Origin of the sequence: Spongiactinospora gelatinilytica, from assembly GCF_003236385.1 — a bacterium.
GTDB lineage: Bacteria > Actinomycetota > Actinomycetes > Streptosporangiales > Streptosporangiaceae > Spongiactinospora > Spongiactinospora gelatinilytica.
On record NZ_POUA01000192.1, the window covers coordinates 1 to 14,093 of the forward strand.

Here is a 14,093-nt window from a genome sequence, read left to right on the forward strand (position 1 = left end):
GGTCTCACCCATGCTGGTGAACCTGGCCGGCCACATCGACGAGGTCGGCGACTCCCATCCGATGCGGCTCGCGGACAACGTCGTCGATCTGATCGGCACCCTGTACGCCTCACTGCTGGGCGAGCACGCCGACGCCTCCGACTCGATGCGCATGCTGCTCACCCGGGCCAAGATGTTCATCGCGCGGCACCTCGACGAGCCCGACCTCGGGCCTGAGGCGATCGCCGCGGCCTGCTACGTGTCCACCGGCTACCTGCACAAGCTGTTCCGCGCCGAGGGCATGTCGGTGGGACGGTACATCCGCGAGCGTCGCCTGGAGCAGTGCCGCCGCGACCTGCTCGACCCCGGCTCGCGCGAGGTCGCCGTCAGCGCCATCGGCGCGCGCTGGGGCTTCGCCGACGCCGCGCACTTCAGCAGGGTGTTCAAGACGAGCTACGGCCTCGCCCCTCGCGAGTACCGGCTCAGCCGCGACGTCATCCCCTGCGCTCTCTCCGACGTTTCCTAGGGCCCGGCGCGACGGCGTTCATCATCGAGCCGGGCCGACTCCGGCGGCTCCGCGACGTCGTCCGCCGGGGCCTGGCGGCGGCGGCCGGGGAGCGCGACGAACCGGTACGCGGCCCAGGCCGCCGCGCGGGCGGCCGCCATCCCGCAGGTCATGGCGAGGGCGCTCGCGCCGCCGATCGAGGCGGCCGGGGCGAGCAGCGCCCCGAGCAGGAAGCCGCTGCTGCCGAGCAGCGCCGCTGCCGTCCCCGCGTTGGCGGAGTGACGGGCGAGCGCCAGCGCCGTCGCGTTGGGCGAGGCCAGCCCGCCCGTCGCGACCGTCAGGAACAGGGCGGGCAGGAACACCGCCAAAGGCGCCTGCAGCACCGCGGCGGCCAGGCAGAACACGCTCGCGCCGACGGCCACCAGCGCGCCGCCGACCAGCAGCGGTTCCGGCTTCAGCCGGCGCAGCAGCACCGCGTTCACGTACCCGCTCAGCACCAGGCCCACCGAGTTGACGCCGAAGATGAACGAGAACGCCTGCGCGCTCACGCCGTAGCCGCCTTCGAGCACGAACGCGCTGACCGAGATGTAGATGAACAGCGCCGCCCCGCCGACGCTCGATCCGAGCGCGCAGCCGACGAACACCCGGTCGCGCGCCACGGAGGTGAAGCCCACCCGTACCCGCCGCAGCCCGCCGACGTGCCGCAGCTCCGGCCGGAGCGTCTCCGGCAGCGCGGTCACCGCGACCAGCAGCAGCACCGAGATCGCGCCGAGCGTGACGAAGATCCCGCGCCAGTCCGTCACGTACAGCAGTTGCCCGCCCAGCACCGGCGCCACGATGGGCGCGACCCCGCCGACGAGCATCAGCAGGGACAGGATGCGCGCCATCCGCTGCCCCTCGTACATGTCACGGACCATCGCCGCGACGATCACCATGCCGGCCGACCCGGCCAGCCCCTGCACGAGGCGCAGGAGGTTCAGCGCCGCTATCGAGGGGGCGGCGGCGCACAGCAGCGACACGACCGCGTACGTCGCCACGCCGACGACCAGCGGGCGCTTGCGTCCGATCCTGTCGCTGAGCGGCCCGATGAAGAGCTGCCCGGCCGCCAGGCCGATCAGGCACGTCGAGATGCTCCACTGCGCGGCGCTGTCGGAGGCGTCGAGCTGACGGGCCAGCTCGGGCAGCGCGGGCAGGTACAGGTCGATCGACAGCGGGCCGAACGTCGACAGGGCGCCCATGAGGAGCAGCCGGCGGCGGCGATGCCGCGCCGGGACCGGCCCGGTGGACTGGTGGTCGCTCACTCGGGCGTGCGCCCTCCCGCGACCGGGCCGCCCGCCTCGGGGAGCGGCCGTCGTGGGAGCCTCACTCGGCTCATGGAAAGCCCCTTTCCCTTGCTGTGCCGGGGAAGAGGGTGGGACGCCGTCCAACCCATGCCGGCAGGCCCCAGGTGGGGGAGTGCCCAAAAGACAGCGCAATCGTATACGTCATCAATGTCGGTCAGGGTGTCAATCAGTGCGGCCCAAATGTCATTCCCGACGGAGTGCCCTGAATATCGGGCACCATTCCCGATTGAATTCCGGTCGCCGGTGCGGCGGACGGATCTCAGTGACACATCGGGTGACGTCGGTGCCTTGCCTGCGGACATGACTCCAGACCAAATTGCATAACGATTTGTGATGCTTTCCGCGCGGCGGCGATCCGCTCGCCGTCCGCCCGCCGCGATTTCGCCGAGGAGTCCCCGATGTCCTCCCACACGACGGCGACCGCCGCCGATCCCAGCCCCATCGTCAACGTCGCCACCGGCTTCATGGCGGCCAAACAGCTCTTCGCCGCCGGCGAGGTCGGCGTCTTCACCGCCCTGGCCGACGGTCCCCTGACCCCGGCCGAGCTCGCCGGCCGGACCGGGATACCGGAGCGGTCCGCCCGGATCCTCGCCGACGCCATGGCCGGTCTGGGCCTGCTGGCCTTCGACGGAGCCCGGTACCGGAACGAGGCGGCGGCCGACGCCTACCTGGCGGGCCGGAAGGGCGCCCTGGACCTGCGGGCCTTCCTCACCTTCTGGGATCAGGTCAGCTACCCGCACTGGCGTTCGTACACGAACTCCGTGCGCGCGGCGGCGCCCTCGCCGTTCGACACGTCCGCCTCCGTGGGGGCGGATGTCTTCCGCAGCGGGGTCACGGCCTACAACGCGCTGCACGCGCTGATGCTGGCCGAGCACTACGACTTCGGCGCGCACACGCGCGTCGTCGATCTCGCGGGCCTGTCCGTGGAGTTCGTCGTCCAGGCGGCGGCCCGCAACCCCCGCCTCCACGCGGTCTTCGTGGCGCCGGAGCCGCCCGGCCCGGACGCCGTGGACGAGCGCTACCGCGACCGCGTCGCGTTCCACACCGCCGACCCGCTCACCGACCCGGTTCCCGGCCGGTACGACCTGGTGCTGCTGGAGCACGTCGCCCACCGGTTCGACGCCGACGACAACCGCGCCTTCCTGCGCCGCGCGCGTGAGATCGTGGAGCCCGGCGGCAGGCTCCTGCTCGTCGACTTCTTCTTGGACGCCGCGGGCGGGCGCAGACTCGACCCCCTGCTGGCCGGGGAGTACCTGGTCGTGGACGGGACCGTCGTCTATCCCGAGGACGAGGTGCGCGGCTGGCTGGCCGAGACCGGCTGGCGATGGCTGGAGACGCGCGAACTGCCGGGCAGCCCGCGCGCCCTGATCGCGGAAGCGATCTGACCGGTGATCCTCCCCGACGCGTAGCGGTCCGCGCGCCCCGCTGGAAGCGGGGCGCGCGGCCGTCTCGTCAGTCCGCCGGAGCCGCGCCCGCGCCCTGCTCGGTGCCGGGCGTGCTGTCGGCGCGGACCCAGCGGACGACCAGCTCGTCCTTCGCGCCGAAGCGGACCAGGTGCCGTCCCACGACATCCTCCAGCCCGGCCATCTCGTCGGCGTCGCCGTCCAGCCGCAGCTCAAGGGCCCCCTCGGCGCAGGTGACCTCGGTACGGCCCGCGCCGAACACGATCCAGCCAGAGCCCGACTCCTCCGACCACCCCCCGCCCTGGTGGCGGCCCAGGTGGTTCACCAGTTGCTTGCCGTACCGGGCCGGTCGGTCGGTCGCGACCGTCGCCGTGCTCGTCGTGCGTGTCACTCATTCGACCTTTCTCATATCAGTGGCGCCGGGCGTTGCCGCGCCGCCGTAGCTGGGCGGAGAGCAGCTTGGCCCGCGGGTCCACGAACGTGCGCAGGCTCGCTCCCGCGATGTTCAACAGGAAGACGAACAGGGCGATGGCCAGCCCGGGAAAGAGCACCATGGTGGGGTGTTCCTGGAGGTACACCCGCCCGTCCGCGACCATGTTGCCCCACGTCGCCGTGGGCGGTGAGATGCCGAGTCCGAGGAAGCTCAGCGACCCGTCGATCAGCATCGCCCCCGCCGACAGCAGCACGCACTGCACCACCGCGAGCGGCAGCGTGCTCGGCAGGATGTGCACGGCCAGCGTCTGCCACGGCCCCAGCCCCGAGACCCGCGCCGCCTTGACGTACGTGCGGGTCGCGAGCCCCAGCACGCGGCTGCGGATGATCCGCGCGGTGTACGGCGTGAAGATGATCGTCACCGCGATCAGCTCGCTCGTCATGCCCGGGCCGATGACGACGCCGAACACGATCGCCAGGATGATCGACGGGAACGCCATCCACGCGTCCACCACGCGCATGATCACCCGGCCGACGCGGGCGAAGTAACCCGCCACCAGGCCGATGAACGTGCCGAGGGAGACCGAGCAGACCGTGATCAGCAAGGTCATCCCGATGGACACGCGCCCGGCGGACGCCCAGCGGCTGAACAGGTCGCGGCCGTACCGGTCGGTCCCCATCGGGTGATCCACGGACGGCGGCAGCAACCGCTGTACCGGGTCGATCGCCTCCGGGTCCGGCAGGAAGAACGGCAGCACCACGACCAGCGCGATGATCACGCCGATCAGCCCGCCGGACACCACCAGCGTCGGGTTGCGGCGCGCGAACGACGGCCGCCGCGCCGCCGCGGCCGTCTCGCCGGTCACCGCCGTCACGAGACACGCACCTTGGGATCGATCAGGGAGTAGGCGAGGTCCACCAGCAGGTTCACCACCACGAAGAGGAACGCGACGAACATGACCCCGCCCTGGATGAGCGGGAAGTCACGCGCGTACACGGCCCCGAGCAGCATCGTGCCGAGCCCGGGGATGACGAAGATGCTCTCGATGACGACGACCCCGCCGATCAGCGACGCGAAGTTCAGTCCGATGGTGGTCAGCACCGGCAGCATCGAGTTCGGCAGCACGTGCCGCAGCGCGATGCGCCGCTCGGTGACCCCCTTGGCCCGCGCGGTGCGCAGGTAGAGCTGGGTCAGCTCGCCGAGCACGCTCTCCTCCATGGTGATGGTGAAGAACGCCGTCTGCCCCACCACGAGCACCGCGACCGGCAGGACGAGTTGCGGGACCGCCGTCACCGGGTCGGCGAACAGCGGGGTGTGGCCGCTGGTGGGGAACCAGCCCAGTACCAGCGCGAACACGTAGACGGCCAGGAGCGCCAGCCAGAACTCCGGCAGCGCGAGGCCGAACTGCGCGACCCGGTTGACGCCCCGCGCCACCCAACTGTGCGGCGACACGGTGACCCAGCCGATGACCAGCACGGTCAGCAGGAAGCTGATGACCGTGCTGGCGATCGCGAGGGTGAGCGTCGGCGCGATATGGCCCGCGATCATGTCGAGCACCGGGGCCTGATACTTGATGGACGTGCCGAAGTCGCCGGTCAGCACGTTGCCGACCCAGTGGAGGTACTGCTCATACAGCGGCCCGGTCAGGCCCAGTTCCTCGTGCAGCCGGGCGAGCTGTTCCGGTGAGGCCTTCAGGCCCAGCAGGACCTGGGCCGGGTCGCCGGGGATCGATCGCAGCAGGAAGAACAGGAACGTGCCGACGACGGCCAGCACGACGACCAGGTCGCGGAGCCGCCGCAGGACGACGAGCAGCATGGGCCTCTACTTCCTCAGCCAGACATCGGTGAACTCCATCCCCCAGCCGCTGTAACCCTGGATCTTCGGGTTGTAGGCGACGTAGTTCTTGGCGGCGTACAGCGTGATGGTCGGCAGGTTGTCAGAGGTGAACTTCTGGACCGCGTCGATCGCCGCGCGCTGCTCCTCGGGCGTCTTCGCCCGGTTGTAGGTGTCCAGCAGGGGATCGAGCCGGTCGCGGGGGTATCCGGAATTATCCAGATTCTTCACGTTGTCGGTGTAGGACGGCACCGGCGGGTTGGCGTCGTCCATCAGGGCGAGGACGTCCCAGCCGCCGGGCTCGTTGTTCTTCTTGCCGATCAAGGTGGCGAAGTCGTAGCTCTCGATGCTCGACTTGATGCCGATCTTCTTGAGGTCGTTCTGGATGACGATCAGCGCGTCCTTGAACTGCGGGAACTCGTCAGTCGTGATCATGCGGATGGTCTGGCCCGGCTCGAGGCCGGCCTGGACGAACAGCCGCTTGGCCTGCTCCGGGTCGTGCTGCTCCCACTTCGCCTTGCCCGCCTCGGAGTACATCGCCTTGTTGGTCGAGGTGGCGAAGGCGCCGTTGCTGGGCGAGACCAGGTCGGGAACACCCTGCGACGCCATGATCGCCTTCTTGTCGGTGACCAGGTTCAGGGCGTCACGCGCCTCGGCCTTGGCGAAGATCGAGCCGGAGTTGTGGTTCAGCGACACGAACTGGATCGTGCCACCGCCCTCGACCGCGACCGCAAGGCTCGGGTCCTGCTTGATCTGGTCGTACTGCGGGTTCGACGGCTCCGCGACGTCCAGGATGCCGGTCTTCAGCCCGTTCAGCACGGCATCCTGGTCGGCGACGACCTTGTAGGTGATCGTGTCCAGGAACGCCCGCTTGGCGCCCGCGTACCCGCTGGAGGTGCCCTTCGGCGGCTTGTACTCGCCGTTGCGTTCGAGCACGATCTGCTCGCCCTGCGTCCAGGACTTGACCTTGTACGGGCCGGTGCCGACGACCTTGTCGCTGGGGATGCCGGTGGGCCCCTTGGCCTTGATGTCGGCCGCGCGGCGGATGAACGAGCCGTGGCTCGCGGCCATCAGCGCGACGAGGTCGAACGGCGACTTCAACGTGACGACGACGGTCGTGTCGTCGGGGGCGGTGACGTCCTTGAGCACCGGCTTCAGCGCCGCCGCGTAGCTGCCGTCCTTCACCCAGTAGTTCAACGAGGCCACCGCGTCGGAGGCCGCGAGCGGCGATCCGTCGGAGAACCGCACACCTTCGCGCAGCTTGAACGTGTACGTGAGCCCGTCGTCGCTCTTCTCGTACGACTCGGCGAGAACCGGCTGCGGCCGGTAGTTCGCGTCGATGGTCACAAGCTGCTCGAAGATCTGGTGGCTGACGTAGGTGGTGCCCACGTTGCCGTTCACGACCGAGTCCAGCGACCCGGGGTCCTGCGCCAGGCGCACGGTGATGTTGCCGCCCTTGGCAGGGGGGCCGGCGTCCGCGCTCTGGGTGCTCGCAGCCGGTCCGCCCGCGCGGGAGGCGCATGCCGACAGCACTAAGCTCAACAGGGCGACGGCGACGACGGCCTTCGGGTGGCGGGACTTGTGGAGGTTCATCGTGGCTCCTCGCGCCTTTTGGTCGGCGGATTTGGCCGCTCAAGCTAGCCGCCGTGCGAAGGGCCCGAGTAGGCGTCGATGTCGGCAGTTCTGTCACTCACGCGAACCTCACCTCGGCGTTCATTGCCAGTTCGCGTCGTCGCTTGACCGAGACTGAACAGTTGGGCCGGATCCGGGGTGACCTCTTGTCCTGCGGAGATCCTTGACGGAAGATCGTCCGGCGATGTGTCACACCGGGCGCCTGAAGGGATGACGCACGTGTCACTACTGGAGATCGATCGCCTCTCGGTCGGTGTGCTCAATGGCGAGGACGGCGTGCGGCTCGTTCATGAGCTCTCGCTCACCCTTCCGGCCGGGCAGACGCTCTGCGTCGTGGGGGAGTCCGGCAGCGGCAAGACGGTGACGGCCCTGTCGATCATCCGGCTGCTGGAGTTCGTCGCGCCGGTCCGCACCACCGGCGAGGTCCGCCTGGACGACGTCGACCTCGTCGCGCTGACCCGCGAGCAGATGCGGTCCTTCCGCGGACGCCGGATCGGCATCGTCTTCCAGGAGGCGCTGGACTCGCTCAACCCGACACAGCGCATCGGCGTCCAGCTCGTCGAGGCGTACCATCCCGCCGGCATCGGCCTGCGGGAGGAGGCCCGCACCCGGGCGTACGAGCTGCTGCGCGAGATGGGCTTCGACGACCCCGAGCGGATCGCCGACCTCTACCCGCACCAGCTCTCCGGCGGCATGCAGCAGCGCGTGATGATCGCCATGGCGCTGATCTCCGGCCCCGACCTGCTGCTCGCCGACGAGCCCACCACGGCCCTCGACGTCACCACCCAGGCCGAGATCCTGCGCCTGTTCCGCACCGTGCAGCGCGAACACCAGATGTCCTGCGTCTTCATCACGCATGACATGGGCGTCGCCGCCGAGATCGCCGACCGGATCGCGGTGATGTACGCCGGGCGTCTGGTCGAGGTCGGCCCGGCGGCGGAGGTGCTCGGTTCCCCCCGGCACCGCTACACCCGCGCGCTGGTCGAGTGCGTCCCGAGGGTCGGCGTGCGCCGCCCGGGCGGCCTGCCGACGATCACCGGTTCGGTGCCCGGCCCGTCCGAGGAGCTTTCCGGCTGCCGGTTCGTCCCCCGCTGCCATCACTCCGTCGACGACTGCCGCAAGGACGAGCCGCCGCTCGCCGTCGTGCCGGGGGAGGGACAGGTCGCCTGCTGGAACCCCGGGAGCGGACCGGTGTCGCTGCCGTTCCCCTCGGTCCCGCAGCCCGCCAAGGCCGTCGCCGAGGTCGCCGAGGTCGCCGAGGTTGATGCCGAGGTCGATGCCGCCGCGCCGCTGCTGGTGATCGAGAACGTGCGCCGCACGTACACCGCCCGCGGACGCCGCCGCGGCGCCCTGCTCGGCCTCCGCCGCCGCGAGCGGCACGCCGCTGTCGACGGCGTGAGCCTGTCGATCAGGCCGGGCGAGTTCTTCGGCCTGGTCGGCGAGTCCGGCAGCGGCAAGACCACACTGGGGCAGCTCGTCGCCGCGCTGGACGATCCCACCGAGGGCGTCATCACGTTCGCGGGCCGCCGACACACCGCACACGGCCTCGCGGGCGACGCACGCGCCTTCCGCCGCGACGTCCAACTGATCTTCCAAGATCCGCAGGGCTCACTCGACCCCCGGCACACCGTCGGCCGGATCATCGCCGAGCCACTGCGCGCACTGACCGACCTGCGCGGGCCCGAGCTGCGGCGGCGCGTGGAGCGGCTTCTGGAAGAGGTCGGGCTGCCCGCGTCGATCATCGACAGGATCCCGGCCCAGATCTCCGGCGGCCAGCGGCAGCGGGTCGCCATCGCCCGCGCGATCGCCCCCGAGCCGAAGCTCATCGTGGCCGACGAGCCCACCTCGGCCCTGGACGTCTCGGTGCAGGGTCAGGTCATGAACCTGCTGCTGGAACTGCGCAGGCAACGCGACCTCGCCTACCTGTTCATCACCCACAACCTGAGCCTGGTCCTGTCGATCGCCGACCGCGTCGGCGTCATGAAGGACGGCAGGCTGATCGAGGTCGCGCCGCCGGACACGATCACCAGCGCGCCCGCGCACGAGTACACGCGCACCCTGCTGGCCGCCAATCCCGGCCTCGCCCCCGCGGGCGCGCCGGAGAACGGGAACCCATGGGATTCGCCTGAGTGACAGACGCCGTACCGCGACAGGAGCAGACACCGTGCATCCCGAGCGAGCATTCCTGCCGACGCACCGTTTCGACGACCCCATGATCGCTTCCGGGCCCCGGGGGTTCGCGATCGGCTCCTTCGACGAGCTCGCGCCCTGGTCGTACGCGTCGTTCCCGCACCGCCACGAGTTCTACGAGATGGTCTGCGTGACCAGCGGGTCCGGCACCCAGGTGATCGACTTCGTCCCGTACGAGCTGAACCCGGTGACCTTGTACTTCGTGGCGCCGGGCCAGGTGCAGTTCTGGGAGCGCCGTACGCCGATCGAGGGGTACGTCGTCGTCTTCCTCGAAGAGTTCCTGGCGGCCCAGTACGGCGACCGGGTCTCGCCCCGTCAGTCGTTGACGCTCGACCCGCTCGGCATCGGGCGGGCCCTGCACCTCCACGACGACCAGATCGAGCCGATCATGGGGCTGTTCGCCGCCCTGTACCGCGAGTACCGGCGGCCCGGCGGCGCGGACGCCTCGGTGCTCCAGGCGTACCTGCACGTCCTGCTGGTCGAGATGCGGCGGCTGCACAGCGACGTCGGCACCAGCATGGTCGAGGACCGCAGCACCGCGCTGGCCAGGCGTTATCTGCGCCTGGTGAGCGATGAGCTGCTCAATGAGCAGACCGTGCGCGGGTACGCCGACCGCATCGGCATCACGCCCAAACACCTGGCGGACGTGGTGCGGCGCACGACCGGCAAGACCCCGGCCGAGATCATCCGCACCGCGCTGACGGTCGAGGCGAAACGGCTGCTCACGCACACCGACCTGACCATCGCCCAGGTCTCCCAGCGGCTGTCGTTCGACAATCCCTCGTACTTCGGGCGGTTCTTCAAGCGCGAGGTCGGCATGAGCCCGGGCGAGTTCCGCCGTGGCGGCATGGCCGGCCCCGCGCCGAAGCGGGGCGCGGCACGGACGCGGGTGCGGCGGCGCGGTGACCGCCTCCCTTCAGTGACACAGCTACCGACCTGAGTCGCTCCCCGTACCACGGCGCACTGCCTAACTTCGCGATATGGACTCCTCTACCGCAAAGATCCAGGCACGGTTCGACGAGCGCCGTGCCGGGCGGCTCCGCTCCCTGATCACCGAAGAACTGATCAAGGCCTGGACGAGTGACCCCGACGTCGGCCATCGCGAGCCGTTCTGCTGGGTGCTGCGGTTCCTCGGCCGAAGACCACCGGAAGAACGCGTCACCGTGTACGAATCCGTGCCCGGCGAGGAGTGGTGCCTGGCCAGGCCGCCCGCCCGCCGCGGCGCGCCGTACCGGCTCGCCGACCGGCGCCGTTTCACCACCCTCGCCGAGGCGCGCGAGGCGTGCCTGCGCCGTGAGCTGCACGAGGTGTTCGGGTGGGGCGAGCGGCCCGCCGACGCGGCCGACGGCCCGGACCTGCGCGTCGACGGCCCGACCCTGCTCGGGTACGCCGACCGGGTCAGCGCCGCTCCCGGCGACCCCGTCGCGTTCATGGTCAGCGCGGAAGGCGTCGAACGGTACACGACCGAGTTGGTGCGGCTGCGGCACGTCGATGACAACCCGGCCGGGCCCGGCGTCCGCGTCGAGACGGTTCCAGACGCGTGGCAGGGCGATCATCGCGGGCGGGCGCAGACCACCCGGCTCGGCTCGCACATCGCCGTCCCCGACCCGGGGGGCGCCACCACGGGCCTCGACGGGTTCGCCGTCGTCGCGTACGTCCACCCGACCTGTGTCACCGGCGTCCGGCAGGCGATCGTGGCCCGCTGGAGCGACGGTGACGGCGACGGCCCGCGCGGCTACGCCCTCGGCCTGGACGAGGAGGGGCGGCTGACGCTCTGGCTCGGTGACGGCGCGGGGGAGACCGCGACACGGATCGAGACCCCGCTCGCGCTCCGCCTCTGGCACGGCGTGGGCGCGAGCTACGACCCGGAGACCGGGCGGGTCGTGCTGGCCGCCCGCCCGCTGGTCAACAGCGTCAACGGCCTGCTGAGCCCGGCGGTCGTCGACGACCGCCCGCAGGTCGCCGAGGGACGCGCCGAGGCCCCGCTCGCGCCCGCCGACGGCGGCGAACTGCTGTTCGCGGCGCTCACAGCCGCCTCGGGGCACTACAACGGCAAGATCGAAAGCCCTGGCCTGTGGCAGCGCCCGCTCGGCCGCGACGCGCTGGTCGCCGCCGTGTCCGACGCGCCGGACGCGCCGGAGGCCCCGCTGCGGTGGCGGTTCGGGACGCCCGAGGGCGCCCGCACCGCCGCCTCCCTGAGCGTGCCCTGCGCCGGCCGGCCCGAGATGGACGGCCGCCTGGTCAACATGCCGGTGCGCGGCGTGACCGGGCGGCACTACACCGGCGAGGCCGACCACTACGCCTACGACCCGCGCGGCTACGGGGCCATCCACTTCCACGACGACGAACTCGCCGACAGCGGCTGGGAGCCCAGCCACGAGCTCACCGTCCCCGACGGCCTGCCGAGCGGCGTGTACGCGCTGCGGGTGACGGCCACCGACGGCTCGTGCGAGCGGGCGATCCCGTTCGTGGTCCGCGCCCCGGCCGGGACCGCGACCGGCGACCTCGCGCTGCTACTGCCCACCGCCACGTACCTGGCGTACGCGAACGAGCGCCGCCTCGGCTACGTGGGGGTCGTCCCGCCGGGCACCGCCGTCCTCGAACAGCGCTACGACCTCGGCCTCTCCCTCTACGCCGGCCACACCGACGGCAGCGGGGTGTGCTACTCGTCCTGGCGGCGGCCCATCCTCACCCTCGCGCCCGGCTTCCGCGTCCACCTGTCGCCGTTCATGCTCGCCGCCGACCTCTACATCCTCGACTGGCTCACCGAGCTGGGCTACTCGTTCGACGTGATCACCGACCACGATCTGCACGCGGAGGGAGCCGACCTGCTGCGGCGCTACCGCGGGGTGATCACCGGGTCGCACCCGGAGTACGCCTCGGCGCGGATGCTCGACGCCATCGAGTCCTACGTGGACGGCGGCGGCAACCTGGCCTACATCGGCGGCAACGGCTACTACTGGGTGGTCTCCTTCCATCCCGAGCTGCCGCACGTGATGGAGCTGCGGCGCGGCCTGACCGGCACCCGTAGCTGGCAGGTACGGCCCGGCGAGGAACACCACGCGACCACCGGCGAGCGCGGCGGGCTGTGGGCGGGCCGCAACCGCCCGCCCCAGAAGCTGTTCGGGGTCGGGTTCAGCGCGCAGGGCGGCGGCCCGTCCGGGTGGTACCGCGCCGGCCCCGACCACGACGGCGAGGTGGCACGGACGCTGCTCGACGGCGTGCCGGAGGTGTTCGGCGATCTCGCCCTGGTCGACGGCGGCGCCGTGGGCAACGAGATCGACCGCTACGACCCCGCGCTCGGCAGCCCACCGGACGCGCTGGTCATCGCCACCTCGGAAGGACTCGGCGACGGCTACCAGTTCGTGATCGAGGAACTCGAGGGCACCAACCCCGGCCAGGGCGCCGCGGAGAACCCCCGCGTCCGCTCCGACATGGTCTACTTCCGCACCCGCGGCGGCGGCTCGGTCTTCTCCACCGGCTCCATCTCCTACAGCAGCGGCCTTTCGGCGAACGGCTACGACAACGGGGTGTCCCGCGTGACCCGCAACGTCATCGACCGCTGGCTGGCCGCCGATGTCTGAGTCGATCACCGTGGACCGCATGCTCGCGGTCCCCATGCGCGACGGCGCGATCCTGCGCGCGGACGTGTACCGCCCGGCCGGGCAACGATGCCCCGCCCTGGTCTTCCGTACCCCCTACGACCGCACGAGCCTCGGCATGTACGGCACGTTCGCGCTGCGCGCCGCCTCGGCCGGATACGCCGTCGTCATGCAGGACGTCCGAGGGCGCGGCGCGTCCGTAGGCACGTTCACCCCCTTCCTCAACGAGCGCGAGGACGGCTACGACTCGATCGACTGGATCGTCGCCCAGCCCTGGTGCGACGGCAACGTCGGCATGTTCGGCGGCTCCTACGACGGTGTCACCCAGTGGCAGGCGGCGATGTCGGGGCACCCGGCGCTCAAGGCCATCGCGCCCAACGTCACCGCGTCGAGCTACCACCACGGCTGGGTGTACCGGGGCGGGGCCTTCCAGCTCAGCTTCAGCCTGGGCTGGACGCTCTCGCTCGCCGCCCACAACGCCGCCCGCGACCCGTCCGTCCCCGCCGAGATCCGCGGCGCGCTGACCGACGCCGCCGACCGGCTGCCCGGCACGGCGGCCGTCCTGCCCCTCGACGACCACCCGTACCTGGACGGCATCGCCCCGTACTACCGGGAATGGCTGCGCCACCCCCAATACGACGAGTACTGGGAACGGCTCGACGTCTCACGGGCCTACCCCGGGATCAACGTCGCCGCGTTCAACCTGGGCGGCTGGTACGACACCTTCCTCGGCGGCACGCTCGCCAACTTCGCCGGCATGCGCGCGCAGGGCCCCGCCTCCGTGCGCGACCGGCAGCGGCTGCTCATCGGGCCGTGGCCGCACGCCGGCCTCTTCAGCGGAAACCCCGTCGGCGAATGGAACTTCGGCGGCCGGGCCACCGGCCCCGCCATCGACGCCGACGGCATGCAACTCCGGTGGTTCGACACCTGGCTGCGCGACGGCGACGACGGCATCGCCGGCGAACCGTCCGTGCTGCTGTTCACCATGGGCGCCGACGAGTGGCGGGTGGCCGACTCCTGGCCGCTGCCCGGCACCGAGTACCAGGACTGGCACCTGCACAGCGGCGGTCGCGCGAACACCCTGCACGGCGACGGCGAACTGCGCCGCGAGCAGCCGGACTCCGGCCAGGCCCCCGACAGCTTCCTCTACGACCCGCGCGACCGCCGCTGTGC

At 71.2% G+C, this 14,093-nt stretch carries 11 protein-coding genes; 6 read left to right on the forward strand and 5 right to left on the reverse strand.

Going from position 1 to position 14,093, the window contains the following annotated elements:
• Positions 1-505 (forward strand): helix-turn-helix domain-containing protein (locus C1I98_RS22705; protein WP_146607572.1); only part of this gene is annotated, 505 nt, incomplete at its 5' end.
• Here the strand turns inward: C1I98_RS22705 and C1I98_RS22710 are convergent.
• Positions 502-1,785, reverse strand: a complete 1,284-nt coding sequence (locus C1I98_RS22710) for a multidrug effflux MFS transporter (RefSeq protein WP_111169455.1) — start codon at positions 1,783-1,785, stop codon at positions 502-504. The genes C1I98_RS22705 and C1I98_RS22710 overlap by 4 nt on opposite strands.
• A 440-nt stretch (positions 1,786-2,225) precedes the next feature.
• On the opposite strand from C1I98_RS22710, the gene C1I98_RS22715 reads away from it, so the two are divergent.
• On the forward strand, positions 2,226-3,212 hold the full coding sequence (locus C1I98_RS22715) for a methyltransferase family protein (protein ID WP_111169456.1): 987 nt from the start codon (positions 2,226-2,228) through the stop codon (positions 3,210-3,212).
• A gap of 67 nt (positions 3,213-3,279) precedes the next feature.
• On the opposite strand, the gene C1I98_RS22720 is transcribed toward C1I98_RS22715, so the two are convergent.
• Genes C1I98_RS22720 through C1I98_RS22735 form a run of 4 tightly spaced genes read right to left on the reverse strand, consistent with a single transcriptional unit; the run spans position 3,280 to position 7,089 of the window.
• Entirely contained in the window at positions 3,280-3,621 is a 342-nt protein-coding gene (locus C1I98_RS22720; protein ID WP_111169457.1) for a DUF2218 domain-containing protein, read from the reverse strand.
• Positions 3,622-3,640: 19 nt separating this feature from the next.
• Positions 3,641-4,537 (reverse strand): ABC transporter permease, encoded by an 897-nt coding sequence (locus tag C1I98_RS22725; RefSeq protein WP_199537137.1) that lies wholly within the window; start codon positions 4,535-4,537, stop codon positions 3,641-3,643.
• Complete coding sequence (locus tag C1I98_RS22730) at positions 4,534-5,478, reverse strand: ABC transporter permease (RefSeq protein WP_111169458.1); 945 nt, start codon at positions 5,476-5,478, stop codon at positions 4,534-4,536. Before C1I98_RS22730 ends, C1I98_RS22725 begins: the two co-directional genes overlap by 4 nt.
• A gap of 6 nt (positions 5,479-5,484) precedes the next feature.
• The gene (locus tag C1I98_RS22735; protein ID WP_111169459.1) at positions 5,485-7,089 is read right to left on the reverse strand and encodes an ABC transporter substrate-binding protein; all 1,605 of its coding nucleotides are present in this window, start codon (positions 7,087-7,089) and stop codon (positions 5,485-5,487) included.
• A gap of 258 nt (positions 7,090-7,347) precedes the next feature.
• Between C1I98_RS22735 and C1I98_RS22740 the strand changes: the two genes are divergently transcribed.
• From C1I98_RS22740 to C1I98_RS22755, 4 genes are all read left to right on the forward strand, one after another.
• The gene (locus C1I98_RS22740) at positions 7,348-9,261 is read left to right on the forward strand and encodes a dipeptide ABC transporter ATP-binding protein (RefSeq protein ID WP_111169464.1); all 1,914 of its coding nucleotides are present in this window, start codon (positions 7,348-7,350) and stop codon (positions 9,259-9,261) included.
• A 31-nt stretch (positions 9,262-9,292) separates the two neighbouring features.
• Positions 9,293-10,258, forward strand: coding sequence for an AraC family transcriptional regulator (locus tag C1I98_RS22745; protein WP_146607573.1), 966 nt, complete (start codon positions 9,293-9,295; stop codon positions 10,256-10,258).
• A gap of 40 nt (positions 10,259-10,298) precedes the next feature.
• On the forward strand, positions 10,299-12,902 hold the full coding sequence (locus C1I98_RS22750) for a N,N-dimethylformamidase beta subunit family domain-containing protein (protein ID WP_111169461.1): 2,604 nt from the start codon (positions 10,299-10,301) through the stop codon (positions 12,900-12,902).
• Positions 12,895-14,093: CocE/NonD family hydrolase (locus C1I98_RS22755; protein ID WP_111169462.1), on the forward strand; the 1,199-nt coding region annotated here is incomplete at its 3' end. The genes C1I98_RS22750 and C1I98_RS22755, both read left to right, overlap by 8 nt.

Excerpts from the sequence above, each read along its gene's own strand:
- C1I98_RS22715 (WP_111169456.1), top strand. The coding sequence starts at position 2,226 with ATGTCCTCCCACACGACGGCGACCGCCGCCGATCCCAGCCCCATCGTC.
- C1I98_RS22730 (WP_111169458.1), bottom strand. The coding sequence starts at position 5,478 with ATGCTGCTCGTCGTCCTGCGGCGGCTCCGCGACCTGGTCGTCGTGCTG.
- C1I98_RS22735 (WP_111169459.1), bottom strand. The coding sequence starts at position 7,089 with ATGAACCTCCACAAGTCCCGCCACCCGAAGGCCGTCGTCGCCGTCGCC.
- C1I98_RS22750 (WP_111169461.1), top strand. The coding sequence starts at position 10,299 with ATGGACTCCTCTACCGCAAAGATCCAGGCACGGTTCGACGAGCGCCGT.